Here is a 25,553-nt window from a genome sequence, read left to right as displayed (position 1 = left end):
CCTCCCCGCACCACCCTCCCGACCCTCCCGAACCCTTCGAAAGGCTGACAAGGTGAGCACCGAAGCGTACGTGTACGACGCGATCCGCACCCCGCGCGGACGCGGGAAGGCGAACGGCGCCCTGCACGGCACCAAGCCGATCGACCTGGTCGTCGGCCTGATCCACGAGATCCGGGCCCGCTTCCCCGGCCTGGACCCGGCCGCGATCGACGACATCGTGCTCGGTGTCGTCGGCCCCGTCGGCGACCAGGGCTCCGACATCGCCCGGATCGCCGCCATCGCCGCCGGGCTCCCCGACACGGTGGCCGGTGTGCAGGAGAACCGCTTCTGCGCCTCGGGGCTGGAGGCGGTCAACCTGGCCGCCATGAAGGTCCGTTCAGGCTGGGAGGAACTGGTCCTCGCCGGCGGCGTCGAGTCGATGTCCCGGGTCCCGATGGCCTCCGACGGCGGCGCCTGGTTCGCCGACCCGATGACCAACCTGGACACCAACTTCGTCCCCCAGGGCATCGGCGCCGACCTCATCGCCACCCTCGGCGGCTGGTCCCGCCGCGACGTCGACGAGTACGCCGCCCTCTCCCAGGAGCGGGCCGCCGCCGCGTGGAAGGACGGCCGCTTCGAGCGCTCGGTCGTCCCCGTGAAGGACCGCAACGGCCTCGTCGTCCTCGACCGCGACGAGCACCTGCGCCCCGGCACCACCGCCGACTCCCTCGCCTCCCTCAAGCCCTCCTTCGCCGACATCGGCGAACTCGGCGGCTTCGACGCGGTCGCCCTCCAGAAGTACCACTGGGTCGAGAAGATCGACCACGTCCACCACGCGGGCAACTCCTCGGGCATCGTGGACGGCGCCGCCCTCGTCGCCGTCGGCAGCAAGGCCGTCGGCGAGCGCTACGGCCTCACCCCGCGCGCCCGGATCGTCTCCGCCGCCGTCTCCGGCTCCGAGCCGACCATCATGCTCACCGGCCCCGCGCCCGCGACCCGCAAGGCCCTCGCCAAGGCCGGCCTGACCATCGACGACATCGACCTGGTGGAGATCAACGAGGCCTTCGCCGGCGTCGTCCTGCGCTTCGCCGACGACATGGGCCTCTCCCTGGACAAGGTCAACGTCAACGGCGGCGCCATCGCCCTCGGCCACCCCCTCGGTGCCACCGGCGCGATGATCCTCGGCACCCTCGTCGACGAACTGGAGCGCCAGGACAAGCGCTACGGCCTCGCCACGCTGTGCGTCGGCGGCGGGATGGGCATCGCCACCGTCGTCGAACGCCTCTGACCGTCCTGTCCCCACCGGCCCCCTCTTACGGAGCAGCCCCACCATGAGCGAGTCCACCACCATCCGCTGGGAACAGGACGAGACCGGCGTCGTCACCCTCGTCCTCGACGACCCCGACCAGTCCGCCAACACCATGAACCAGGCGTTCAAGGCGTCCGTCACCGCGATCGCCGACCGGATCGAGGCCGAGAAGGACTCCATCCGCGGCATCATCGTCACCTCCGCGAAGAAGACCTTCTTCGCGGGCGGCGACCTCAAGGAGATGATCCAGGCCGGACCGGACGACGCGCAGTTCGTCTTCGAGGCCGGCCTCGGCATCAAGCGCGCCCTGCGCCGTATCGAGACCCTCGGCAAGCCCGTCGTCGCCGCCATCAACGGCGCCGCCCTCGGCGGCGGTTACGAGATCGCCCTCGCCTGCCACCACCGCATCGCCCTCGACGCGCCGGGCTCCAGGATCGGTCTGCCCGAGGTCACCCTCGGCCTGCTGCCCGCGGGCGGCGGCGTCACCCGTACCGTGCGCCTCATGGGCATCGCCGACGCCCTCCTCAAGGTCCTCCTCCAGGGCACCCAGTACACGCCGAAGCGCGCCCTGGAGAACGGCCTGATCCACGAGGTCGCCGCCACCCGCGAGGAGATGCTGGCGCAGGCCCGCGCCTTCATCGACGCCAACCCCGAGTCCCGCCAGCCCTGGGACACCCCCGGCTACCGCATCCCGGGCGGCACCCCGTCGAACCCCAAGTTCGCCGCCAACCTCCCCGCCTTCCCGGCCAACCTGCGCAAGCAGACCGCCGGCGCCCCCTACCCGGCGCCGCGCAACATCCTCGCCGCCGCGGTCGAGGGCTCCCAGGTGGACTTCGAGACCGCCCAGGTCATCGAGGCCCGCTACTTCACCGAGCTGGTCACCGGGCAGACCGCGAAGAACATGATCCAGGCGTTCTTCTTCGACCTCCAGGCCGTCAACTCCGGCGCCAGCCGCCCGTCCGGCATCGAGCCCCGCAAGGTCACCAGGGTGGCCGTCCTCGGCGCCGGGATGATGGGCGCGGGCATCGCGTACTCCTGCGCCCGCGCCGGGATCGAGGTCGTCCTCAAGGACGTGACCGCCGAGGCCGCCGCCAGGGGCAAGGCGTACTCGGAGAAGCTGTGCGCCAAGGCCGTCGCCCGGGGCCGCACCACCCGGGAGAAGGCGGACGCCGTCCTCGCCCGGATCACGCCCACGGCCGAGGCCGCCGACCTCGCCGGCTGCGACGCCGTCATCGAGGCGGTGTTCGAGGACGCCTCCCTCAAGCACAAGGTGTTCCAGGAGATCCAGGACGTCGTCGAGCCGGACGCGCTGCTCTGCTCCAACACCTCCACCCTGCCGATCACCGCCCTCGCCGAGGGGGTCTCCCGCCCGGACGACTTCGTCGGCCTGCACTTCTTCTCGCCCGTCGACAAGATGCCGCTGGTGGAGATCATCAGGGGCGATCGCACCGGTGACGAGGCGCTGGCCCGCGCCTTCGACCTGGTCCGGCAGATCGACAAGACGCCGATCGTGGTCAACGACTCGCGCGGCTTCTTCACCTCACGTGTCATCGGCCAGTTCATCAACGAGGGCGTCGCCATGGTCGGCGAGGGGGCGGACCCGGCCTCCGTCGAGCAGGCGGCGGCACAGGCCGGCTATCCGGCCAAGGTCCTCTCCCTGATGGACGAGCTGACCCTCACCCTGCCCCGCAAGATCCGCAACGAGGCCCGGCGCGCGGTCGAGGAGGCCGGCGGCACCTGGACGCCGCACCCGGGCGAGGCGGTCATCGACCGCATGGTCGACGAGTTCGAGCGCCCCGGCCGCAGCGGCGGCGCGGGCTTCTACGACTACGACCCGGACGGGAAGCGCACCGGCCTGTGGCCGGGGCTGCGGGAGCACTTCGCCGTGCCCGGTGCCGAGATCCCCTTCGAGGACATGAAGGAGCGGATGCTCTTCGCGGAGGCGCTGGACACGGTGCGCTGCCTGGAGGAGAACGTCCTCACCACGGTCGCCGACGCCAACATCGGCTCCATCATGGGCATCGGCTTTCCCGCCTGGACGGGCGGCGTCCTCCAGTACATCAACGGGTACGAGGGCGGCCTGCCCGGCTTCGTGGCCCGCGCGCGGGAGCTGGCCGACCGCTACGGCGACCGGTTCCAGCCCCCCGCGCTGCTGCTGGCGAAGGCCGAGCGGGGGGAGCGGTTCACCGACGCGGGCTGAGCGGGCGCCCCGGGTCGCGCCGGCGGCGGACGCGGTGGGCGAGGACCGCGAAAGCTCCGCCGACGAGGGCGGCGACCACCGTGCCCCCGACGGCGATCCCGGTCCGGCCGCCGGGCCCCGGCGGGTCGGCGGCCGCCGTGTCCGGGGTGTCCGGAGCGGCGGGCGTGCCGGGTGTGGCGGGTATGGCGGGTGTGGCAGGCCCGGTCGTCGGTGCCGCGCCCGGTGCGGTCGCGGTGGCCGCCGTGGTCCCGGGGCCGGCCGCTCGGCCGGGGGTGGCAGCCCCGGGGCCGGTCGCCGGGGTGGGGGAGGCCGGAGTGCCCCGGGAGACCGTGATCTCCTCCTCGTCCCGGCCCAGAGCCGGCTGGCCCGCCTCCACGGTGACCGTCCAGCGCCCGGGCGGCAGCGTCCCGTCGGCCTTCCAGCCCGTCGCGGACCCGAGGTCGCGGACCAGGCCCGAACGTCCCTCGGCACCCGGCGCCTTGGCGGCGGTCCCGGGCGCGGCGGCGAGCGCGGGCGCGGCCGTACGGGGGAGGGCGCCGGGTCCCCCGGATTCCCCGGCCCCCTCGGCGGGCTCGCCGTTCCCGGACGCGGCCGGGGCCTCGGCGGGCGCCGCCGTCCGGACGGCGGGCGGGCCCGCCGCGGCGGGATCCCCCTGGGCGAGCGGCTGCGGGCTGCCCCCGTCGGCCCCGCGGGGCGCCTCGTGGGCCACCCCTCCGACGACCGCCATCACGGCGACGGCGGCCGTGGCGAGTATGAGCCGGCGGGGAGTGCCCCGCCGCTGCTTCCGGCGTCTTTGGTGTCCGGGCATGGGTGTGCACCTCCTCTTCCTTGGCCAGGGAACGGTGCGCGGAAGCTTGCCAGAACGAATTTGCGAATAACTCGGGCAATTGGGGCGGTGGTCCGGGGTGTGGTGGTGTAATCGCCGCTGCTGAATTGATGAACAGTCAATTCGCTTGATGCGCAGGAGAGTTGCGCACGCAAGCGCACATGGTCCAGTCCCTTTTAAGGATGCCGTGGCGCAATCGTGATCTATACGTGGGGTTGAATTGAGAATGCGTCAACCACGCTACTCACGGCCCGAATTGCCATGGTCACGAACCGTGCGCCGGGGGTGTCCGGCGGCTGCTCGGCGGTCGCTGCCGAACGCGGCCCGCAGTTCCTCTCGCAACGACCGCTGGAACGCGGTGACCAGGGCCTGCACCACCATCGGCTGCATGTGCGCGGACAGCGACTTCATGACCGCCACGTGGTCCGGGTCCTCACGGCTCTCCCGGTAGGGCCCCCAGACCTCGTCGCGGAACAGCCTCGACAGCTCCTGGGCCGCCGCGCGGGCGTGCTCCAGCAGGACGGTGCGGGAGGCGAGGATGGTCTCGTGCGCGATCGGCACGTCCAGCAGCTCCAGGCCCAGGCGCAGCAGGGAGCCGTCCAGCCGCAGCAGGCCGTCCGGGCGGCGGTCCAGCACGCCCATCGCGGCCAGCCGGTCCACATCCTGCTCCGACAACTCCCGTCCGGCCCGCCGCGTCAGCTCCCGGGGGGTGACCTCCTCCGCCGAATCCGGTGCCCAGGAGGCCACCAGGGCCCGGTGGATGGCGAGATCCTGCTCGCTCAGATCCGCCGGCAGCTGCTCCAGGTAGCGTTCGATCGCGGCGAGGGTCATCCCCTGGTGCTGCAACTCCTCGATGAGCGCCAGCCGGGACAGATGCCCGGGGCCGTAGTGGCCGACCCGGCGCGGGCCGATCACGGGCGGGGGCAGCAGCCCGCGGCTGCTGTAGAACCGGATCGTCCGCACGGTCATCCCGGCGCGCGCCGCCAACTCGTCGACGGTGAACGCCGGCTCCGTGCCGTCTTCCGCCGCTGCGGCGATCGCCTGCCCGCCGGTGCCGTCCTTCATGGCTCTCCCTCCGCTCCTGTCACCGGTACAACAGTAATGCTGTCTCATCGGTGCTGTGGAAAACCCGGCACCGATGCCGGAGGCCGTCCGTACGGTGGAGCCATGACCGAGATCGCGCATGCCTCCGGGGCCGTGCCCCGACCCGCCCCTGGGCTGTCCCCCCGGGGCCGTGCCCGGATCCGCCCCTGGGCTGTCCCCCGGGCCGCGCCCGGGGGCCGGCCCGGCGGGGCAGGACTCCGCCGGGCACCTCCTAACCGCGGATCAGGGTGCAGACGGCGTCCTCCTGGATGTCGCGGACGGTTTCCAGCAGCGCGGGGGCGATCTCCTTGTTGATCTGCCGGGTCAGGGAGAAGGTGAGGGAGAGCCTGCCGTCCGGGGTCGCGGCGATGAGCTGGGTGTAGCCGGGGAAGTTGCCGGTGTGGCCGAGGACGACGCCGCAGCGCGTGGTGTAGCGGAAGATGCCCAGTCCGGCCCGGTTGGCGCCCGGCCCGGCGGGCTCGGAGGCGCCCTTCACCCAGCGGCGCTGCTCGCGCAGCACGGCGGGGGAGGTCAGGGTGCCCGGGGCGTAGCCGCGGATGAAGCGGGTCATGTCGCGCGGGGTGGAGACGATGCCGCCGGACGCCCAGACGCCGGAGGCGCTGAGGACTTCGCTGACGTCCTCCGGTGCGGCCGGCGGGTCGACGTCGTAGCCGTGCATATAGGGCTCGGGGAGTTCGTAGCCCTGCGGCAGGCTGGTGTTCCGCAGGCCCAGGGGCCGGTAGACGATGTCGCGGAGGAGGGATTCGTAGCGGCGGCCGGTCGCGGCCTCGGCCATCAGGGCCACCGCGATGTTGTCGGAGTTGGAGTACAGGTAGCGGGAGCCGGGCCGGAAGTTCAGCGGTTCGCCGGCGACGAACCGGAGCAGCCGCCGGGAGTCGAAGTGGCGCCGGGGGTTCTCGTTGATCAGGCGCTGGAACTCGGGGGAGGTGGTGTAGTCGGGCAGTCCGCTGGTGTGCTGGAGCAGCTGGCGGAGGGTCACCGCGTGCCAGGCGCGCGGGAGGAGGGGCAGCCGCTGCCCGATGGTGTCGTCGAGACCGAGCCGTCTCTCCGCCACGAGGTGCAGGGCCGCGGCCCCGCTGAAGGCCTTCGAGGTGCTGGCGATCCGCATGTGGTCGCCGGTGCGCGGGGGGCGGCCGGTCGACAGGTCCGCCGTGCCGGAGCGCACCACCCGCCGCCGATCGCCGTCCTGGAGGACGACGATCGCCCCGGGCGGACCGTCCGCACGGCGGACGAGGGCGTCGAGCCGCTTCTGCAGGGCCTCGACGGAGCCGGATCCGGAGCCGGGTCCGGCCGGGCCGGCAGGTCCTCCGGCGTGCGCGGCCGGGTCGCCGGTCGTTGAAGCCGTCGCCGTCGCCGTCGCCGTCGCGGTGGCGGTCGCCGGGGCGGCGAGCGGGGATGCGGGGGCCGCGCCGAGGGCGGCGGCCGCCAGGGCGAGACAGGCGCCGAGGCGCAGCAGTCCGGCACGGTGCCGGGTCCGGGAGGGGGAGGGGGAGGGGGCACGGAGTGGGGGGACGTTCATGAGGACCTCTGCGGGGGCGAGGGGAGCTGATGCCCCCTCAGCATCGGGCGTGCGCAGCCCCCCGGCCGTGCGCCTGCCCCATACGGCCCAGATCCCGGCGCGTCGCGAGTCCCGGCGGGTCGCGAGTCCCACCGGGTCGCGCGTCCGGGCGGGCCGGGCGTGGGCGAGGGCGTGCCCGCCGCCGCGGGCACGCCCTCTCAGCCGGCCGGGGTTCAGTAGACGGCCACGCCGTAGGCGCTCAGGGCCTCCTTGACCGGCTGGTGGATGGCCGAGCCGGCCGTCCCCGAGCAGCCGGAGCTGCCGGAGTGGATGCCGAGTGCCGTGGTGCCCGAGTAGTGGGCGCCGCCGCTGTCGCCACCCGCTGAACAGGCGGTGGTGCGGACCATGTTGTAGACCGGGCCGTCGCTGTAGTTCACGGTGACGTTCACGGCGGTGACCGTGCCGGAGGTCACCCTGGTCGTGGAGCCCGACTTGGAGATCGACTGGCCGACCACCGCGTCGGCCGCGGAGGTGATGTCCTGGTAGCCGCCGTTGTAGAGGTTGACGTTCCCCGCGGGCTGGGAGCCGTTGGTGTAGCGGACGAGTCCGTAGTCGTTCGTCGGGAAGCTGGTGCCCTCACGGGTGCCGACCGCGGCACCGCCCGAGGTCGCGGACCAGGAGGCCGACAGGTTGGTGCAGTGGCCGGCGGTCACGAAGTACCGGGCCGTGCCCTTGGAGACGTTGAACGCCGCCGAGCAGCGGGAGCCGCCACCGTAGATCGCGTCGCCGCCGGCGACCTCCTTGGTGAAGACGCCGGGCACCCGCTTGATGCTCACGCGGTCGCCGAGGGAGGCGGCGACCTTCTTCAGGCGGGCCAGGTCGCGGGCAGACACCGAGGAGTCCGCCTCCACGGCGACCGCGTTGGACGAGGGGTCGATCCCCCAGGAGGTGCCGGTGATCGCGGCCCGCGCCCGGAGGGTGTCCATGGCGGACCGCAGCTCCGCCGTGCTGTGGCGGACGAGTTCGGCGCGGGCGCCGGCCTCGCGGGCCGCCGTGGCGGCCTCGGCGTCGGTCACGGTCACGACCAGCTCCCCGGTGGCGGAGTCCAGGTAGGAGCCGGCGGAACGGTCGCCGAGGCGTTGGGTGAGGGAGGAGTTGAGACTGTACTGCGCGGCCGTGGCCGTCGCTCCGGGGCCGGGGGACGGGGCGCCGTCGGGGCCCGGCGCCGCGGTGGAGGTGTGTGCGCCCAGGCCCAGGGCGGTGAGGGCGAGGAGCGCGGGCAGGCAGATGCGCGCACGGAGAGTGCGTCTCATGGGAGCTTCTCCTTCGTACGAGTCCGTGGGGGGATCGCCGCTGGGTGGACGGCGATGTGGACTGGACCAGTCCGGAGTTGCGGACTCAATGTGACATGCCCCTGACAGTCGCACAAGGGTGCTGCCGCTCCGCTCGCGCGCCGCGCGTGCCGCCGGTCGGGCGCCCGGGCCCGCCCCGGGCCCGGGCGCCCCCGGTCAGCGGCCGCTGCCGATCACCGGGTAGTGGTCACTGAGGTTCGTGTAGGTGTACGTGGTGCCCCAGCTCCGCACCGACCACGGCGCGCTCTCCTCCTTGACCACGTCGTTCGTCCAGCCCGCCGGCCGGGCGTGACCCGCGCGGTGCAGCACGTGGTCCAGGTCCTCGCGCGGGTCGTCCGGGTAGCGGTCCGCCGCGATCGAGTTCTCCTCGGTGTCGAAGGAGTACCGGTGCCCGGTCCGGGCGTCCTCGGCCGCGAGCCCCGCGTCGGCCAGCAGCGAGGCGTACTCCGCGGAGTGCCGGTCCACGTTGAAGTCGCCCGCGACCACGACCTGTTCGGAGGCCGGGATGTTCTTGGCGTCGAGGAAGGCGTCCATCGCGCGGAACTGTCGGCTGCGCACGGCGGCCGCCTCGCCCGCCTTGCAGCCCGGGTCGGTGGACTGTGCGTGGGTGCCCACGACGTGCACCCGGGAGCCGTTCACGTCCAGCACCGCGTAGACGAAGCCCTTGTTGGACCACCAGTCCGCGCCACAGGCGTCCTTGTAGACGTACTGCTCCTTGCGCACCACGGGCCACTTGCTCAGCACGGTGACGCCTCCGTCCTCCGGGGTCGTCGCCGAGTACGCCCCGCTCGTGGCGTCCCAGCCGCTCTTGCTCCGCCCCATCACCGGCGTCTGGTGCGGGTACTCGGCGGCGGCCCGGCGCTGGAGGGCGTCCGAGGAGGAGTTGTCGAACGCCTCCTGGAGCACGACCACGTCGTTGCCCCGGAAGAAGTCCGTCTGCGGGATCGCCGCGGCCCGGTGGTCCTGGCCCCAGTTGGGGTAGAGGGTCTTGCTGAACAGGAAGGCGTTGTAGCTGAGGACCTTGAGCGAGGGGGTCGCCGCGGCCGGGCCGGCGGCGGAGGCCGAGGGCGCGGCGGCGGCCAGGGCGGTGGCGGCGAGCGCGGCGGAGACGGCCGCGCACAGGGCGCGGCTCAGCGTGGAGGTCGACACAGGAACTCCTGTCGTGGAGTGGGGGGTGGGGAAGGGGGGTGCTCCGGACTGCGTACCGGCGACGCACATCAAACCAGCCGAAGTTACCTTCAGGTAATACTCCGGTGCCGGAATTCTTGCCCCCACCGCAACGATCGCCGTCGCGACGATCGAGCCCCGCCGCGATCGCCATCCGCACCCCGGGCCCCGCCCTCCCCCCGGAGGCGCACCCGCCGCCCCCGCGCCCCGCATACTGGGAGGTGACCGCACGACCAAGCCCCGGAGCAAGTGACCACGTGACCAGCCGGGCCCCCCGCCCCGTACCGCCGCCCCCGCCCCCTCCGCCCGGCGGGGTGCTGTGGGCCCTCACGGGCGACATCCGGTCCCTGCTGATGCTCCCGTCCGCGCTCACCCTCCAGGTCGCCCACCCGGCCGTCGGCGCGGGCGTCGACCAGCACTCCGTCTTCCGCACCGACCCCTGGGGCCGCGGCGAGCGCTCCCTGCGCTCCCTCCAGCTCTGGGTCTACGGCGGCGAGCAGGCCGCCGCCGAGGGCCGCCGGCTGCGCGAACTGCACCGAACCATCCAGGGCACCGACACCCGCGGCCGCCGCTACCACGCGCTCACCCCCGCCAACTACGCCTGGGTGCACGCCACCGGCTTCCCCGTCTACCGCCACGCCGCCCGCTACCTGGTGCGCACGCTCACCCCGGCCGAGGAGCGGCTGCTCTACGCGGAGTGGCTCCAGGTCGGCCGGGTCCTCGGTATCCACGACCGGGACATGCCGGGGACCGTCGAGGAGTTCTGGCCGTACTGGCGCCGGATGCTCGACGGCGAGGTGGAGGCCACCGCGGTGGTCCGCGAACTCGTCGACGCCTGCGCGCCCGTCCCGCCGCCCGACCGGGGCCCCCTGCCGCTGCGAGTGCTGCTGCGCGCCCTGTGGCCCGTGCTGCTGCCCCGGCTGGCCCGGTTCCGGCGCTTCATGACCATCGGACTGATGCCGCCCGAGGCCCGGGACGCCCTCGGCCTGGAGTGGACGAACGCGCAGGAGCGACGGCTGCGCCGCTTCTCCCGCGTCGTGCGGACCGTGGTCCCCGCCCTCCCCGAGCGGCTGCGCTATCTCCCCCTGGCCCGGGAGGCCCGCCGCGCCGAACGGCGGCGGGCCTCCCGGGCCGCCCGGCCCTGATCCCCCCGAGCCGTCGGGCACAGGACCGCCTCCGGGCCCGCGCGCCCGGAGGCAGGGACACTGCCCCGGGCGCGTGGCTCGTCGGCTGGGCTCAGCCCGAGGCCAGACCGCCCCGGGCGATCACGGACGCGTACCAGCGGGCGCTGTCCTTGAACGTCCGCCGCTGCGAGGCGAAGTCGACGTGCACGATGCCGAACCGCTTGCTGTAGCCGTACGCCCACTCGAAGTTGTCCAGCAGCGACCACAGGAAGTAGCCCCGCACGTCCGCGCCGTCCTCGATGGCCCGGTGCACGGCGGCCAGGTGCGCGTGCAGGTACTCCACCCGCTCCGGGTCCTTCACCTCCCCCGAGGGGTCCGCGTAGTCCTCGTACGCCGCACCGTTCTCGGTGATCACCAGCGGCACGCCCGGCAGGTCGTCCCGCAGCCGGATCAGCAGCTCGTGCAGACCGTCCGCGTCCACCGGCCAGTCCATCGCGGTCCGCGGGCCCGGTGCGGGCAGGAAGCGGACGTGCTGCTCGGCGCCCGCCCAGGGCGAGGGCGACTCGCAGGAGCCCGCCGCGACCACCGTGGGGGAGTAGTAGTTGATCCCCAGCGAGTCGATCGGCGCGGACGCCGCCTCCAGGTCGCCGTCGGCCACGAAGGACCAGTCGGTGACCGGCGCCGTGTCGCGGATCAGGTCCTCGGGGAGCCGGCCCCGGAAGACCGGGTCCAGGAAGATCCGGTTGCCGACCGCGTCGATCCGGCGGGCCGCGTCCAGGTCCTCGGGCGCGTCGGTGTGGGCGCGCACCGCGTGCAGGTTCAGCGTCAGCGACACCTCGGCCGAGGGCGCGAGCGCGCCCCGCAGCACCCGCGCGGCGAGCCCGTGCGCCAGGTTGAAGTGGTGGGCCGCGCGCAGCGAGGCGAGTGCGCTGGTCCGTCCCGGGGCGTGCACCCCGTTGCCGTAGCCGAGGAAGGCGGCGCACCACGGCTCGTTCAGGGTGGTCCAGGTCGCCACCCGGTCGCCGAGCGCCTCGGCCATGATGCCCGCGTACTCGGCGAAGCGGAACGCGGTCTCGCGCTGCGGCCAGCCGCCCGCGTCCTCCAGTTCCTGCGGGAGGTCCCAGTGGTAGAGGGTGGCGACCGGCCGGATGCCCGCCTCCAGCAGCTCGTCCGCGAGCCGCCGGTAGAAGTCCAGGCCCTTGCGCACGGCCGGGCCGCGGCCGGTGGGCTGCACCCGGGGCCAGGCGACCGAGAAGCGGTAGTCGGTGACGCCGAGCCGCCGCATCAGGGCGATGTCCTCGGTCACCCGGTGGTAGTGGTCCGCCGCGATGTCGCCGGTGTCGCCGTTGCGGACCTTGCCGGGGGTGCGGCTGAAGGTGTCCCAGATCGACGGGGTCCGGCCGTCCTCGGCCGCGGCGCCCTCGATCTGGTAGGCGGCGGTGGCGGTGCCCCAGCGGAAGTGCTCCGGGAAGCGATGGGTCGTCGTCGTGTCGGGACGTGCGTCGAGCGCGGTCATGAGGAGGGAACTCCCGGGAGTGAGGCGGTGGGCGGGGGAGGCGGAGCCGGGGGGCGGGCCGGGCCCGAACGGGCGGGAACGAGGCCGGCCCCGCCGTCCGGACCGGCCCGCGCACCCGGTGGGCGTCCCATCAGCCCTTGACCGCGCCCTGCATGATGCCGCCGACGATCTGGCGGCCCAGCAGGCCGAAGACCAGCAGCACCGGCAGGGTGCCGAGCAGGGTGCCCGCCATGATCACGGACTGGTCGTGGACGTAGCCGCCGCCGAGCTGCCGCAGGGCCACCTGCACGGTCGGCTCGGAGGAGGTCAGCGCGACGATCGGCCAGAAGAAGTCGTTCCACGCGGCCATGAAGGTGAGCAGGCCCAGAACGGCCATGCCCGGCCGGGCGATCGGCACCACGATCGACCAGAAGATCCGCGCGGTGGACGCGCCGTCCACCCGGGCAGCCTCGATCAGCTCGTCCGGCAGCGACTGCACCAGGTACTGGCGCATGAAGAACACACCGAAGGCGGATACCAGTCCGGGCAGGATGACCGCCTGGAGCTGGTTCACCCAGCCGAGTTCGGCGATCAGCATGAACAGCGGGATGACGCCGAGCTGCGGCGGGATCATCATGGTGCCGATGGTGATCGCGAGCAGCGCGCCCCGGCCCCGGAAGCGCAGCTTGGCGAAGGCGAACCCGGCCAGCGTGCAGCACAGCACCGTGCCCACCGTGATCGAACCGGAGACGATCAGGGAGTTCAGCAGCGCCTTGCCGATGTCCGCCTCCTCCATCACCGCCTCGAAGTTGCGGATCAGGTTGGGGCCGGGGATCAGCGACGGCGGCACCTGGGCGAGGTCGGCGTTGGAGCGGCTCGCCGCGACGATCGTCCAGTAGAACGGGAACGCGGAGATCAGCACGGCCACGATCAGGATCGCGTAGGCCAGCCTCCCGCCCTGGTTGGTCCGCCCGGCGCGGGAGCGCCGCCCCCGGCGGTCCGGCGGCTGCTTCCCGGGGACGGAGGGTGCGACCGGCGGGTCGGCGAGTGCGGTCATCGGCCGGCCTCCTTGCGGGAACGGCGGCGCGCGAGCAGGGCGTTGACCCCGACGAGCACCACGATGAGCAGGAACATGACCCAGGCGATGGCGGCGGCCCGGCCCAGGTGGAAGAAGCCCCAGCCCTGCTCGTACATGTAGAGGCCGAGGGTCTGGTACTGGTGCGAGATCCCGCCGGAGATCGAGCCCTCGAACAGCAGCGGCTCACCGAAGAGCTGGGTCGCGCCGATCGTGGAGACGATGACCGTGAACACGATGGTCGGCCGCAGACCGGGCAGGGTGACGTGGAAGAACTGGCGCCACTTGGAGGCACCGTCCATCTCGGCCGCCTCGTACAGCTCGTGGGGGATCGACTGCATGCCCGCGAGGTAGATCAGCGCGTTGTAGCCGGTCCACCGCCAGATGACGATGGTGGAGACGGCGATCTGCGAGGCGACGGTGCTGTTCTGCCAGTCGACGGGGCCGATGCCGACCAGGCCCATCACATAGTTGATCAGGCCGAAGTCCCGGCCGAACAGCTGCGCGAAGACCAGGGTGGCGGCGGCCACGGAGGTCGCGTACGGCAGCAGCATCGCGGTGCGCAGGAAGGTGCGCCCACGGAGCTTGTAGTTGAGCAGGTGCGCGAGTCCGAGGGCGATAACGAGCTGGGGCACCGTGGAGAGCACACCGATGGTGAACGTGTTGCGCAGCGCCGTCCAGAAGAACTCGTCGCTCAGCAGCGCGGTGTAGTTGCCGAGGCCGCGCCACTCCATGTCCCCGGGGGTCTGGAGCTCGATCCGGTACAGGGACACGAACGCCGTGTAGACCAGCGGGAAGAGACCGAAGGCGGCGAACAGGGTGAAGAACGGGGCGACATAGGCGTACGGCGAGAACTTCTGCCACGCCCGCCGCGCGGCCTGCGGCCGGGGCGGCGGCGCCGGCTTCGGCGCGGCCGGCTTCGCGGATGCGGTCAGGGTCACGGTGCGGCCCTTCGTGGGTCGGTACGGGCGGGCGGGGCGTCTCCCCGGCGCGCCCGGTGGGGGCGTGGGGGCGTGGGGGGCGCGGGCGGGGTCCGGGGAATGGGCGCCGCCCGCGAGGCGGGTTGGTCCGGCCACGGGTCACGGGCCGGGGGCGGGCGGTGGCTGGGCCTCCGGGCCGGCCCGAGGCGGGGTTCTCGGACTGCGGACCGGCCCGGAGGGGTGCGGGGCCCGGCTCGCGGCCGGGCGGCGGGCACCTCAGGCGTCGGCTCGTGGCCGGGCGGCGGGGCACCTCAGGCGTCCGGCTCGTGGCCGGGCGCCTGTGGACGCGGCGCCCGGCCCCGGGGTCAGCCGATGGTGTTCTCGACGCCCTTCTTCGCGTTCGCCCACGCCTTCTTGGGCGAGGTGCCCTTGCGCTCGACCTCGCTCAGCGCGTTGGTGATCTGCTGCGCCACGTTCTGGTCGTGGACGCCGAGGACCTGGACCGGGGCCTCCTTGGCCGCGTCACCGAAGATCCTGCCGATCGGCGCGTCGGAGAAGTACGGGTCCGTGGCGTCGGCGACCTTCTCGATCGCGCCCGTGGAGGAGGGGAAGTTGCCCTGCTTCCGGAAGAGCTCGGCCTGCTGCTCGGGGGCGGTCAGCCACTCGATCAGCTTGTACGCCTCCTCCTTGTTCTTCGCCGCCTTCGGCACCGCGAGGTAGGAGCCGCCCCAGTTGCCCGCGCCGCCGGGCAGCCTGGCGATGTCCCACTTGCCCTGGCCCGTCTCACCGGCCTGGCCCTTGATGTAGCCGAGCATCCACGCGGGGCAGGGGATCGTGGCGAAGGAGCCGGCCGCGAACGCCTGGTTCCACTGCGGCGACCACTGGTCCAGCTTGGCGCTCAGACCGCCCTCGGCGGCCTCGACCGCAGTGTTCCAGGCCGTCTTCAGCGCGGGGTTGCTCTCCCAGATCAGGTCACCGGAGGCGTTGTAGTACCGCTCCTCCTCCTGGCCGATCATGATCGAGTAGAGGCTGCCGACGCTGTCCAGCCAGGCGCTCTTGGCGGGGGCCTTCGCCTGGTACTGCTTGCCCAGCTCCAGGTAGCCGTCCCACGTCGACCACTTCTGCGCCAGCTCCTCGCGGTCGGTGGGCAGGCCGGCCTTCTCGAAGAGGTCCGTGCGGTAGCACATCGCCTCCGGGCCCACGTCCGTGCCGAGCCCGAGGACCTCGCCGTTCCTGCCGGTGGCCGCCGCCCACTTGGCGTCCGCGAACTGGCTCTTCAGCTTGTCCGCGCCGTACTTCTTCAGGTCCTCGAACTTGTCGGCCTGCTGCTGGGTGACCGAGGCGATCCGGCCCACCTCGATGCCCTGGACGTCGGCGAGGCCGCCGCCGCCGGCGAGCCGGGTCTGGAGGGACTTCCAGTAGTCGGCCTCGTCCTCGGTGTCGGTCTGCTTGATGGTGACGCCCGGGTTGGCCTTCTCGTACTCGGCGTAGAGCCCGGCCTCCTTGTAGCCGAAGGACCCGAACAGGTCGACGGTGATCGTCACCTTGCCGCCCGCGCTGTCGGAGGCGTCGTCCGACGACCCTCCGCAGGCGGCGAGCAGCGCCCCGGTGAGAGCGACCGCCCCGAGACGGACGGCGGCTCTTCTGGCGGCTCGGGCATTGGGCATGGGAAGCCTCCCTTGGCTCCGGGGTCGAGCGAGAGCCTCCCCTGACCTGAGAGCGCTCTCAAACCTGCGCTCGGAGCGTGCCCGTCCCGCGTGTGTCCCGTCAAGACTCGAAGACATAACGGGTTGGACTCGGGTCCAAGTCCCTTCTGTGTTCCATGTATTGACACCCATGTTTCGGGAGTTTTACGTTTCCGGCCATCTGAGAGCGCTCTCGGACACTGTTCCCCGGTCTTCCAGTGCACTGAGCCACCCGAGCCGTCCCCCTGTCCGTCGTGATGACATGAGGTGCCGCCATGCCAGCCCCCCGCACCGGACCGTCCAGCCCCCGCAGCCGACCGCCCACCCACCGCGCCCGCCCCGCCGCCGTCCTCGTCCTGGCCTCCGCCCTGGCGGTCGTCGGCCTCGGCCCGGGCGCCACCCCCGCGACCGCGGCCCCCGTCCCCGTCGGTGCCGGCAGCTACTCCGACACCCGCCCCGCCGGGACCTCCGGCCCCACCACCAACACGGGCGCACCGGTCACCCCCAAGGTCACCCCCGCCGCCCAGGGCAAACCGGTGCCCACCAACGACTGGTGGTCCTCACTGGCCTTCCAGCGCTACGGCGACAACCCGTACTCCACCCCGATGTACGGCCACCCCCTCACCTACCAGGCGGTCTCCGGCGGCCTGGAGGTCGGCTACCCGACCAGTCCGGCGATCGTCGGCGACGGCCGCCAGTACGAGTACGCCCACAAGCGCGACCTCACCATCGGCCTCAGCGGACTCAACTCGCCCGACACCAAGGCCGACGCCTGGTCCGACTGGACCGTCACCCCCTACTGGTCCGACGGCGCCCGCACCCTGCGCACCACCATCGGCCACGGCATGCCCTTCGTGTACGCCCGGGGCACCGGCGGCAACGCCCAGATCACCACGGCCGGCAGCCCGTCGGTCTTCGCCGACCAGGGCAACGTCCTCGGCATCACCGTCGGCGGCCACCACTACGCCCTCTTCGCGCCCAGCGGCGCCGACTGGAACGTCTCCGGCTCCACCATCAGCGCCGGGCTCGCGGGCAAGGACTACTTCTCCGTCGCCGTCCTGCCCTCCACGGACGCCCTCGCCACCTACCGGAAGTACGCCTTCAGCTTCGTCACCGGCTCCACCGTGAACTGGAGCTCCGGCGGCGGCGACGTCCGGGCCACCTACACCCTCACGACCGAGGCCAAGGAGGGCACCGAGCGCGGCACCCTCCAGGCCCTGTACCGGCACCAGTGGCTCAACACCACCGACGCGCTGACCCCGTACACCTACGTCTCCCCCCGCGGCACGATGAAGGTCCGCGAGTCCGCCACCTTCACCACCACCCAGCGGGCCCGGGCCGTCCTCCCGGCCCTGCCCAAGGCCGGCGGGATCGACGCGGCCCGGCTGCGCGGCTATCTGAACGAGGTAGCCAACTCCTCCGACCCGTTCTCCGGGGCCGTGGACACCTACTGGACCGGCAAGGCGCTCGGCAAGCTCGCCCAGCTCGTGCCGGTCGCCGAGCAGATCGGCGAGATGGGCATCCGGGACAAGCTCCTCGGCCTGATCAAGGGCCGCCTCCAGGACTGGTTCACCGTCGGCGGACCGGGCGAGTTCTCCTACGACGGCGCCTGGAAGACCCTCACCGGCTACCCCGCCTCCTACGGCAGCGACACCGAGCTCAACGACCACCACTTCCACTACGGTTACTACGTCTACGCCGCCGCGATCGTCGCCCAGTACGACCAGGCGTGGGCCGCCGACTCCGCCTGGGGCGGCATGGTCAAGACCCTGATCCGCGACACCGCCAACCCCAGCCGCACCGACAGCGCCTTCCCCTTCCTGCGCGGCTTCGACGTCTACGCCGGCCACAGCTGGGCCTCCGGCCACCAGGGCTTCGCGGCCGGCAACAACCAGGAGTCCTCCTCCGAGTCCACCAACCTCAGCGCTGCCCTGGTGCTCTGGGGCTCGGCCACCGGTGACGCGTCCCTGCGCGACCTCGGCTCGTACCTCCTCGCGACCGAGTCGGAGTCGATCGCCCAGTACTGGTTCGACGCGGACGAGCAGGTCTTCCCCTCGGGGTTCCGCCACGACACGGTCGGCATGGTCTGGGGCAGCGGCGGCGCGTACGCCACCTGGTGGACCGCCAACCCGGAGGAGATCCACGGCATCAACGTCCTCCCGGTGACCGGCGGCTCGCTCCACCTCGGCGGCGAGAAGACCGCGATCCGGCGGAACATCGCGGAGATGGAACGCGAGAACGGCGGCCCGGCCGTCGAGTGGCGCGACATCCTCTGGGAGTTCCAGTCCCTCGCCGACCCGGCCGCCGCCAAGTCCAAGTGGGACGCCCAGCACGCGGGCTACACCCCGGAGGCGGGCGAGTCCAAGGCGCACACCTACCACTGGCTCACCACCCTGGACACCCTCGGCGCGCCCGACGCGACGGTGACCGGCTCCATCCCCACCTCGGCCGTCTTCGTCAAGGGCACCACCCGCACCTACGCGGCGCACAACCACGGCTCCACCGCCCGCACGGTCACCTTCTCGGACGGCAAGACCCTCTCGGTGCCCGCCCGTTCGACCGCGACCGGCACCGGAACCGGCAGCCCGGACCCCGACCCCGACCCGCCGACCGGCAACACCTTCCAGCTCCGCACCGGCGGCGCGCTCACCACGGCCACCGGCGGCACGGCCGGCAGCGACACCATCGCCTCGGCCGGCGGCGTCAACCGCGACGGCACCCCGCACCAGCCCCTGGTGTACGAGGTCCGCAACGTCAACGGCACCCTGCGCTCCGGCGGCACCACCGCCTTCCGCCTCCAGGTCGACGCGGGCACCGCGGTCGGCCTCGGCCAGCAGGCCCGGGTCAGCTACGACCTGACCGGCGACGGCAGCTTCGACCGCACCGAGACCTACCACTACTTCGCCACCGACCCGGTCACGGGCTGGGAGGAGTACGCGCAGTCCCGGGGCCTCAAGTCGGCCACCGGCAGCCTGGGGAACCTGCGCGGCGGAACGGTCCGGCTGGAGGTGTGGAGCGCGATCGGCAACGCCACGTCGAGGCTCCAGACCGGGACGGCGCAGTCCGTGCTGGTGATCCCCTACAACTGATCCCCTGCAACTGGGCCCTGCATGTGATCCCCTGCGGCTGATCCCACACCGCGTCGGCCCCACGGCAGAGCGGCGGGCACCGGAGTCTCCTCCGGCGCCCGCCGTTCGCTGCCGTGGAGCGGGGCGGTCAGGCGGAGGCGCGGCGTACCAGGGTCGTCGGGGTGATCACCGACGCCGGCGCCTCCGCGCCCGTGTCGTCGAGCTGACGCATCAGCAGCTTGACCATCAGCCGGCCCATCCCCTCGATGTCCTGCCGGACCGTCGTCAGGGCGGGATCGGTCGTGCGCACGACGGAGGCCATGTCGTCGAAGCCGACCACCGCCACGTCCTCGGGCACCTTCACCCCGCGTTCGCGCAGGGTGCGCAGCGCGCCCGACGCCATCAGGTCGTTGGAGACGAACACCCCGTCCACGTCCGGCCGCCGCTCCAGCAGCTCGGCCATCGCGCGGGCGCCGCTCTCCTCGGTGAAGTCGCCCTGGCGGAGCAGTCCGGGGTCGGCGTCGAGGAGGACGTCGTGGTAGCCGTCGATCCGGTCGAGGGCGGAGGTCTGGTCCCGCGGGCCCGCGATGAGCGCGATGTTGCGCCGCCCGAGGGAGACCAGGTGGCGCACGGCCTCGCGCGCCCCGCCCCGGTTGTCGCAGTCCACGTACGGCACCGAGGAGTCGGCGCCCGCCGCGGGCCGGCCGCCGAACACCATGGGGATCCGGGTGCGGCCGATGAGGGCGGGCAGCTCGTCGTCGTTGTGGAGGGAGAACGCCAGGGCGCCGTCCACGTGCCCGCCGCCGAGGTAGCGCGCTATCCGGTCGTGGTCACCCGGGCCCTCCACCCACAGCAGCACCAGCTGGGCGTCGTGCGCGGTCAGCTCCCGGCTGATGCCGCGCACCTGCTGCTCGAAGAACGGGTCCGAGAAGACCCGGAACTCGGGCTCCGCGATGATCACGGCGACCGCCCCGTTCCGCCGGGTGACCAGACTGCGGGCCGCGTGGTTGGGTACGTAGCCGAGCTCCTCGACCGCCCTGCGCACCTTGTCCACCAGCGGGGCGCGCACCCCCGCGCCGCCGTTGACGACCCGGGAGGCCGTGGCACGGGACACACCGGCACGCGCGGCGACGGCTTCCAGCGTGGGGCGGGACCCCGTGGTCTGCTCGGGCAAGGCGGGCGCTCCTCGTCTGCGGCGCTGCTGGTCTGTGGTGCGGGCCCGGCACTGCTGGTCTGCGGGCCCGGTCCGCGGCGGGCCGGGCCGGCCGGGCGGCCGACGCCGACCAGGATATCGGCAGCCGAAGACGCGCTGAGAGCGCTCCCAGGAGCCGGTCCGCCGGGAAGCGGTTCACCGGGCGTGGAGCGGTCCACCGAGGCGCGGCCCGATCCGCCGCGAGCCGGCGCGGGGCCGTCGCCGGGTCGGTCGCCCGCGTCACCCGGTCCGGGTGACGCGGGCGACCGCCTTCGCGGTCAGCTCCCGCCCGTGCGGCGCGGTCTCCAGGGCCCGGTGCAGCGACAGCCCCTCGATCAGGGCGTCGAGCTGCCGGGCCGTCTCCGGGTCGAAGTGCCGCTCCAGCGCGTCCCGGCTGCGCCGCATCCAGGCGCGGGTCAGCTCACGGAAGGCCGGGCGCCGGGCGGCCAGCGTGTACAGCTCGTGCGTGAGCACCAGATCGCGCTGCCGCCCCTCCGACAGCTCGTGGATCAGCCCCGTGACCGCCTCCCGCGCCTCGCCCGGCGTCCGCGCCGCCGACAGCCGCTCCTCGAACAGCGCCACCACCCCGTTCGAGAAGCGGGTGAACGCCTCGCGCAGCAGCTCGTCCATCCCCGTGAAGTGGTACGTCATCGACCCGAGCGGCACCCCGGCCCGCGCCGCCACCTTGCGGTGCGAGACGCCCGCGACGCCCTCGTCCGCGACCACGTCCAGCGCGGCGGCGATGATCCGCTCGCGGCGCTCGGGGTCGGCCTGCCCGGTCGCCATCAGGTCCCCGGCAACGGGCGCACCACACGCGCCGGGTTGCCGACCGCGACCACGTTCGGCGGGACGTCCCGGGTGACGACGGACCCGGCGCCGACCACGCTGTTCTCCCCGATCCCCACCCCCGGCAGCACGATCACGCCGCCGCCGAGCCATACGTTGTCCTCCAGCACGATCGGCCGCGCCGCCTCCAGCTTGTCCCGCCGGGGGCCGGGCTCCAGGGGGTGGGTCGGGGTGAGGAGCTGGACGTTCGGCCCGATCTGGCAGTCCCGCCCGATGGTGATGGGCGCGACGTCCAGCGCGGTCAGCCCGGCGTTGACGAAGGTGCCCGCGCCCACGGTGAGGTGGCTGCCGTAGTCGACGGTGAGCGGCGCCCGGATGTGCGCGCCCTCGCCGAGCCCGCCGAGCAGTTCGGCCAGGATCGCGCGGGCGGCGTCCGGGTCCCGGGGGTAGGCGTCGGCGTAGTCGGCGGCGAGCCGCACCGCGCGGCGGGCGTCGCGTTCCAGCTCGGGGTCGTCGGCGAGGTAGAGATCACCGGCGAGCATGCGCTCGCGCTGGGTCCGGGGGTCACAGGCGAAGTGGTCCGTCATGCGTACGACCGTACACCCCACATGTACGGTCGTACGCTCACCGTCCCCGGACAACCCGCGCCCAGAACACCCGGCCCCGAAATCCCACGCCCCCGCCCGCAACCCCGTGGCATCCTCGGGCGGTGTTCTTGAGTGATCAGGTGAACAGCGTCGCGCTGCGGCCCGTGGGGTATCAGTTCCCAGCCGTGCGCGGGGACGCGTACGACGACAACTGGCTGGTGGTCGAAGGGGCGGTGGCCACCGGGGACGGGCGGCGGTGGACGTTCCGGGACGCGTGTCTGCTGACGGACGAGGCCCGGCGGGTCGGTGGGTGGCTGCGGGCCGTGGCGGACGGGGCGGTCGAGCCGGCCGGGGGTAGTGGGGGCGGACTGCTCGTGCCCGAGGTGGCGTTCACGGAGCCCGTGCTCGGGTTCGGGCTGGGCGGGTGGCGGGGCGGGCTCGCCGTGGTGCGGGTGTATCTGTCGCTGGAGGCGGCGCCCCGCGGCAGCCGCACCCACGCGGTGCCCGTGGCCGTCGACCCGTGCGGGCTGGTGCGGGCGGCGGACGAGTGGGAACGGGAACTGGCCGCCTTCCCCGCCCGCTGACCCGGACCCGACCGCCTTCCCCGCCCGTTGAACCGGACCCGACCGTCTTCCCCGCCCGCTGCCCCGGACCCGTCCGCGGCCTCCTCCTCGTCCGCCGGGACGGACCCGGGCCCGCAACCGTCCGCCCACCCGCCCCCTGTCGCACGGGAGTTGACCGCAGTACCGTCCCCGCCATGCCGATACGTGTGCGGAGAACCCGTGTGACGTACAGAAGCCTCGCCGTGACCACCGCCGCCGCCCTCGCCGCGCTCTGCCTCGTGCCGGGCGGAGCCGCCCGGGCGGCGGTCCAGGCGGCGGGGGAGGGGCACCAACGGCCCCGGGAGAGCAGGCCCGTTCACTCCTACGAGGACGCGATCCGCGAGTCCGTGTGGGTGGACACCGGGCTGGACGAGGACGCGGACGGGCGGCGCGACCGCGTCGCCGTCGACATCGTCCGGCCGCGCGAACCCGCGCAGCAGGGCAGGCGGATCCCCGTCGTGATGGACGCCAGCCCCTACTACGCCTGCTGCGGCCGGGGCAACGAGAGCCAGCGCAAGACCTACGACGCCCAGGGCCGGCCCGTCGGCTTCCCCCTGTACTACGACAACTACTTCGTGCCGCGCGGCTACGCCTACCTCGCCGTCGACCTCGCCGGGACCAGCCGCTCCGACGGCTGCACGGACGTCGGCGGACGCTCCGACGTGCGGTCGGCCAAGGCCGTCGTCGACTGGCTGAACGGCCGCGCCCGCGCCTACACCACCCGCACCGGCGCCGAACTGGCCCGCGCGAGCTGGAGCAACGGCGCCACCGGCATGATCGGCAAGAGCTACGACGGCACCGTGGCCAACGGCGTCGCCGCCACCGGCGTGCGCGGCCTGCGCACCATCGTGCCCATCGGCGCGATCTCCTCCTGGTACGACTACTACTTCTCCCAGGGCGCCCCGCTCTACGACTCCGGCCCCGAATGGCTCGCCGGATACGTGGAGAGCCCCGAGGCCCGCGCCCGTTGCGGCGCCGTCAAGCAGAAGCTCGTCGACGGCGCGCCCCGCTCCGGCGACCGCACCCCGCTGTGGGCCGAACGCGACTATGTGCCCGACGCACACAGGGTCCGCGCCAGTGTGCTCGCCATACACGGCATGCAGGACCTCAATGTGCGCGCCGGACAGCTCGGCCGCTGGTGGGACGCGCTCGCCGCGCACGGCGTCGAACGGCGGATCTGGCTCTCGCAGACGGGCCATGTCGACCCCTTCGACTTCCGCCGCGCCGACTGGGTGCGCACCCTGCACCGCTGGTTCGACCACTACCTCCTCGGCTACGACAACGGCGTCGACCGCGAACCCATGTCCCAGGTGGAGCGCGCCCCCGGGCAGTGGACCGCCGACCGCCACTGGCCGCCCCGGAGCACCGCCCCCACCGTGCTGCGCCCCGGCAGCGGGCCGAGCCCCGGCGTCGGCACCCTCTCCCTGAGGCCCGCCCGCCCCGGCGCCACCGAGAGCTTCGCCGACGACCCCGCGCTCGACGAGACCGACTGGGCCGCCTCCGCCGGCACCCCGACCGCCGCCAAGACCGTCTTCACGACCCGGCCGCTCTCCCGGGACCTGCGCCTCGCCGGGTCCGGCAAGGTCACCGTCCGGGCCACCCCGTCCACCACCAGCGCCCATCTGACCGCTGTCCTGGTGGACCTCGGCCCGGCCGAAATCCGTGACTACGCGGCCTCCGGAGAAGGCATCACCACCCTGGAGCGGCGCACCTGCTGGGGACCGAGCACCACCGGGGACAGCTCCTGCTACAAGGAGACCGCCGCCGACACCACCCGGGTCGGCGCGACCGTCTTCGCCCGCGGCTGGGCAGACCTGAACACCCACACCGGCGCCGCCGGGGCCCGGGACCTCGTACCCGGCCGCCCGTACACCCTCACCCTCGACCTGCACGCCACCGACCACGTCGTCCCCAAGGGGCACCGGCTCGCGCTGATCGTCGCCGGCACCGACCGGAACCTGATCGAACCGCCGGCCGCCCCCGGGCGCGTCGGCCTCGACCTGACCCGCACCCGCGCGACACTCCCGGTCGTCGGGGGTGCGCCCGCCTTCGCCCGCGCCGTCGCAGGATCGGCCCACGCCCCACGCACCACCCCGCCCGCCGCCGGCCCCCGCGACGCAACCGGAACCGCCACCGGTGACGGCATCGCCACGGGTGACGGAACCGCGACCGGTGACGGCGCCGCCACCGTCCAGGGCCCGCGCCCCGCCAACCCCGTCCCCGGAGGCGACCGATGAGTACGTCCCCGAGTCCCCGTGCCCCCGGCCGCGGACGGAACCGCACCCGAACCGGCACCCGCCACCGCACCCTCGCCCTCACCGCCGCTGCCGCCGCACTCGCCGTGCCGCTGGTCAACGCCCCCGCCCGGGCCGCCGCCGACCCCGTCCCCCGTACCGGCTTCGAACGCAGCGCCGGTGCCCGGTGGACCGCGCACGACGAGGAGCAGGACCTCCTCGCCGCCGTCGACCGCACCCCGCGCGCCTCCGTCGAACGGATCGGCGCCACCGCCGAGGGCCGCCCCCTCCAGCTCGTCCGCCTCGGCCCCCGCCACGCCGCCCACACCGTGCTGCTGGTCTGTTCCCAGCACGGTGACGAGCCGTCGGGCCGCGAAGCCTGCCTCACCACCGTCCGCGACCTTGCCTTCGCGCCCGACGCCCGCGAGCGCGCCCTCCTCGCCCGCACCCGGCTGCTCGTCGTGCCGAACGCCAACCCCGACGGCCGCGCCGCCGGCACCCGGGGCAACTCCGACGGCACCGACGTCAACCGCGACCACATCGCCCTGCGCACCGCCGAGGCCCGCGCCCTGGCAGCCGTCGTCCGCGACAACCGCCCCGACCTCGTCTACGACCTCCACGAGTACGGCGCCACCCCGCCCTACTACGACAAGGACCTCTTCGACCTCTGGCCCCGCAACCTCAACACCCACCGCCTCGTGCACCGCGAGTCCCGGCGGCTCTCCGAGGACCACGTCCGCCCCGCCGCCGCCCGCGCCGGACACACCACCGGCACCTACGGCATCTGGACCGACCCGGACACCGGTGAACCCGTCCGGCAGACCGCCGGCGACGGCCAGGAACGCATCCTGCGCAACGCGGCCGGTGTCAAGAACGCCCTCGGCCTGCTCATCGAGAGCCGCGTCGACGCCCTCACCGAGCAGGAGAAGGAGGACCCGGCCGTCAACCACCGCCGCCGGCACGACAGCCAGCTCGCCGCCCTCGGCGGCCTGTTCGCGTTCAGTACCGAGCGGCGCGCCGCGATCGAGGCGGCCACCACCACCGCCCGCCTCAGCGGCCTCGCCGACCGCGGCCCGGTCTACCTCGGCGGCGCCGACAACGACCCGGCGACCGGGGAGGAGACGATCGCCGACCCGCCCTGCGCCTACCGGCTGGACGCGTCCCAGTACGCGGAGGTCCGCGACGAACTGGCCCTGCACGGTGTGCGCTCCCTGGTGGTCCGGGACGGCGCCCTCGTGCCGCTGCGCCAGCCCCTGCGCGCGCTGGTCCCGCTGTTCCTGGACGGACGCGCGGCCCATCACCTCACAGTGGCCCGGCCTGTCGCCGCCTGTTGACCGGGCTGACGTGCAA

General features: G+C 73.5%; 19 protein-coding genes. 7 read left to right on the top strand and 12 right to left on the bottom strand.

Features of this window, described 5'->3' with window-relative positions; genetic code table 11:
- The first annotated feature begins 52 nt into the window (after positions 1 to 52).
- On the top strand, positions 53 to 1,267 hold the full coding sequence (locus C593_RS0116320; protein WP_020610323.1) for an acetyl-CoA C-acetyltransferase: 1,215 nt from the start codon (positions 53 to 55) through the stop codon (positions 1,265 to 1,267).
- A gap of 43 nt (positions 1,268 to 1,310) precedes the next feature.
- Positions 1,311 to 3,488 (top strand): 3-hydroxyacyl-CoA dehydrogenase NAD-binding domain-containing protein, encoded by a 2,178-nt coding sequence (locus tag C593_RS0116315; protein ID WP_018848372.1) that lies wholly within the window; start codon positions 1,311 to 1,313, stop codon positions 3,486 to 3,488.
- On the opposite strand, the gene C593_RS29875 is transcribed toward C593_RS0116315, so the two are convergent.
- The 5 genes from C593_RS29875 to sph all read right to left on the bottom strand — a co-directional run bounded on the left by C593_RS29875 (position 3,472) and on the right by sph (position 9,417).
- Positions 3,472 to 4,296, bottom strand: a complete 825-nt coding sequence (locus C593_RS29875) for a hypothetical protein (protein ID WP_037745977.1) — start codon at positions 4,294 to 4,296, stop codon at positions 3,472 to 3,474. The two genes, C593_RS0116315 and C593_RS29875, sit on opposite strands and share 17 nt — an antisense overlap.
- Before the next feature lie 258 nt (positions 4,297 to 4,554).
- A complete protein-coding gene (locus C593_RS0116305) occupies positions 4,555 to 5,379 on the bottom strand; it encodes a helix-turn-helix domain-containing protein (RefSeq protein ID WP_018848371.1) in 825 nt (274 codons plus the stop codon).
- Positions 5,380 to 5,629: 250 nt separating this feature from the next.
- Complete coding sequence (locus tag C593_RS0116300; RefSeq protein WP_018848370.1) at positions 5,630 to 6,937, bottom strand: serine hydrolase domain-containing protein; 1,308 nt, start codon at positions 6,935 to 6,937, stop codon at positions 5,630 to 5,632.
- Positions 6,938 to 7,149: 212 nt separating this feature from the next.
- Complete coding sequence (locus tag C593_RS0116295) at positions 7,150 to 8,229, bottom strand: alpha-lytic protease prodomain-containing protein (protein ID WP_018848369.1); 1,080 nt, start codon at positions 8,227 to 8,229, stop codon at positions 7,150 to 7,152.
- Between the two features lie 195 nt (positions 8,230 to 8,424).
- Positions 8,425 to 9,417, bottom strand: coding sequence for a sphingomyelin phosphodiesterase (sph, locus tag C593_RS0116290; protein ID WP_018848368.1), 993 nt, complete (start codon positions 9,415 to 9,417; stop codon positions 8,425 to 8,427).
- Between the two features lie 275 nt (positions 9,418 to 9,692).
- Between sph and C593_RS0116285 the strand changes: the two genes are divergently transcribed.
- The gene (locus C593_RS0116285) at positions 9,693 to 10,580 is read left to right on the top strand and encodes an oxygenase MpaB family protein (protein ID WP_037745975.1); all 888 of its coding nucleotides are present in this window, start codon (positions 9,693 to 9,695) and stop codon (positions 10,578 to 10,580) included.
- Positions 10,581 to 10,671: 91 nt separating this feature from the next.
- On the opposite strand, the gene C593_RS0116280 is transcribed toward C593_RS0116285, so the two are convergent.
- From C593_RS0116280 to C593_RS0116265, 4 genes are all read right to left on the bottom strand, one after another.
- Positions 10,672 to 12,075 carry a GH1 family beta-glucosidase gene (locus C593_RS0116280; RefSeq protein ID WP_018848366.1) on the bottom strand — a complete coding sequence of 468 codons (1,404 nt, stop codon included), beginning with the start codon at positions 12,073 to 12,075 and terminating at the stop codon, positions 10,672 to 10,674.
- 130 nt (positions 12,076 to 12,205) lie between these two features.
- Complete coding sequence (locus C593_RS0116275; protein WP_018848365.1) at positions 12,206 to 13,111, bottom strand: carbohydrate ABC transporter permease; 906 nt, start codon at positions 13,109 to 13,111, stop codon at positions 12,206 to 12,208.
- Complete coding sequence (locus C593_RS0116270) at positions 13,108 to 14,070, bottom strand: carbohydrate ABC transporter permease (RefSeq protein WP_018848364.1); 963 nt, start codon at positions 14,068 to 14,070, stop codon at positions 13,108 to 13,110. Before C593_RS0116270 ends, C593_RS0116275 begins: the two co-directional genes overlap by 4 nt.
- 344 nt (positions 14,071 to 14,414) lie before the next feature.
- Positions 14,415 to 15,716, bottom strand: a complete 1,302-nt coding sequence (locus C593_RS0116265) for an extracellular solute-binding protein (protein WP_018848363.1) — start codon at positions 15,714 to 15,716, stop codon at positions 14,415 to 14,417.
- A gap of 293 nt (positions 15,717 to 16,009) precedes the next feature.
- On the opposite strand from C593_RS0116265, the gene C593_RS0116260 reads away from it, so the two are divergent.
- Positions 16,010 to 18,823, top strand: coding sequence for a glycosyl hydrolase (locus C593_RS0116260; RefSeq protein ID WP_018848362.1), 2,814 nt, complete (start codon positions 16,010 to 16,012; stop codon positions 18,821 to 18,823).
- Positions 18,824 to 18,950: 127 nt separating this feature from the next.
- Here the strand turns inward: C593_RS0116260 and C593_RS0116255 are convergent, their stop codons facing one another.
- From C593_RS0116255 to C593_RS0116245, 3 genes are all read right to left on the bottom strand, one after another.
- A complete protein-coding gene (locus C593_RS0116255; RefSeq protein ID WP_018848361.1) occupies positions 18,951 to 19,976 on the bottom strand; it encodes a LacI family DNA-binding transcriptional regulator in 1,026 nt (341 codons plus the stop codon).
- A gap of 258 nt (positions 19,977 to 20,234) precedes the next feature.
- Positions 20,235 to 20,780, bottom strand: coding sequence for a TetR family transcriptional regulator (locus C593_RS0116250; protein ID WP_018848360.1), 546 nt, complete (start codon positions 20,778 to 20,780; stop codon positions 20,235 to 20,237).
- Positions 20,780 to 21,367 (bottom strand): sugar O-acetyltransferase, encoded by a 588-nt coding sequence (locus tag C593_RS0116245; protein ID WP_018848359.1) that lies wholly within the window; start codon positions 21,365 to 21,367, stop codon positions 20,780 to 20,782. The genes C593_RS0116250 and C593_RS0116245 overlap by 1 nt, the downstream gene beginning before the upstream one ends.
- 122 nt (positions 21,368 to 21,489) lie before the next feature.
- Here C593_RS0116245 and C593_RS0116240 point away from each other — a divergent pair, with 122 nt between their 5' ends.
- The 3 genes from C593_RS0116240 (at position 21,490) to C593_RS0116230 (ending at position 25,537) form a co-directional block, all read left to right on the top strand.
- Positions 21,490 to 21,951, top strand: a complete 462-nt coding sequence (locus tag C593_RS0116240) for a WapI family immunity protein (protein WP_026277748.1) — start codon at positions 21,490 to 21,492, stop codon at positions 21,949 to 21,951.
- A 173-nt stretch (positions 21,952 to 22,124) separates the two neighbouring features.
- Positions 22,125 to 24,206, top strand: a complete 2,082-nt coding sequence (locus C593_RS0116235) for a Xaa-Pro dipeptidyl-peptidase (RefSeq protein WP_026277747.1) — start codon at positions 22,125 to 22,127, stop codon at positions 24,204 to 24,206.
- The gene (locus C593_RS0116230) at positions 24,203 to 25,537 is read left to right on the top strand and encodes a M14 family metallopeptidase (protein ID WP_018848356.1); all 1,335 of its coding nucleotides are present in this window, start codon (positions 24,203 to 24,205) and stop codon (positions 25,535 to 25,537) included. Before C593_RS0116235 ends, C593_RS0116230 begins: the two co-directional genes overlap by 4 nt.
- Positions 25,538 to 25,553: the final 16 nt, after the last annotated feature.

The organism is Streptomyces sp. CNT372 (assembly GCF_000377145.1).
The sequence above is the reverse complement of the archived record's forward strand: the minus strand, read 5'-3'. Positions and strand labels throughout refer to the sequence as shown.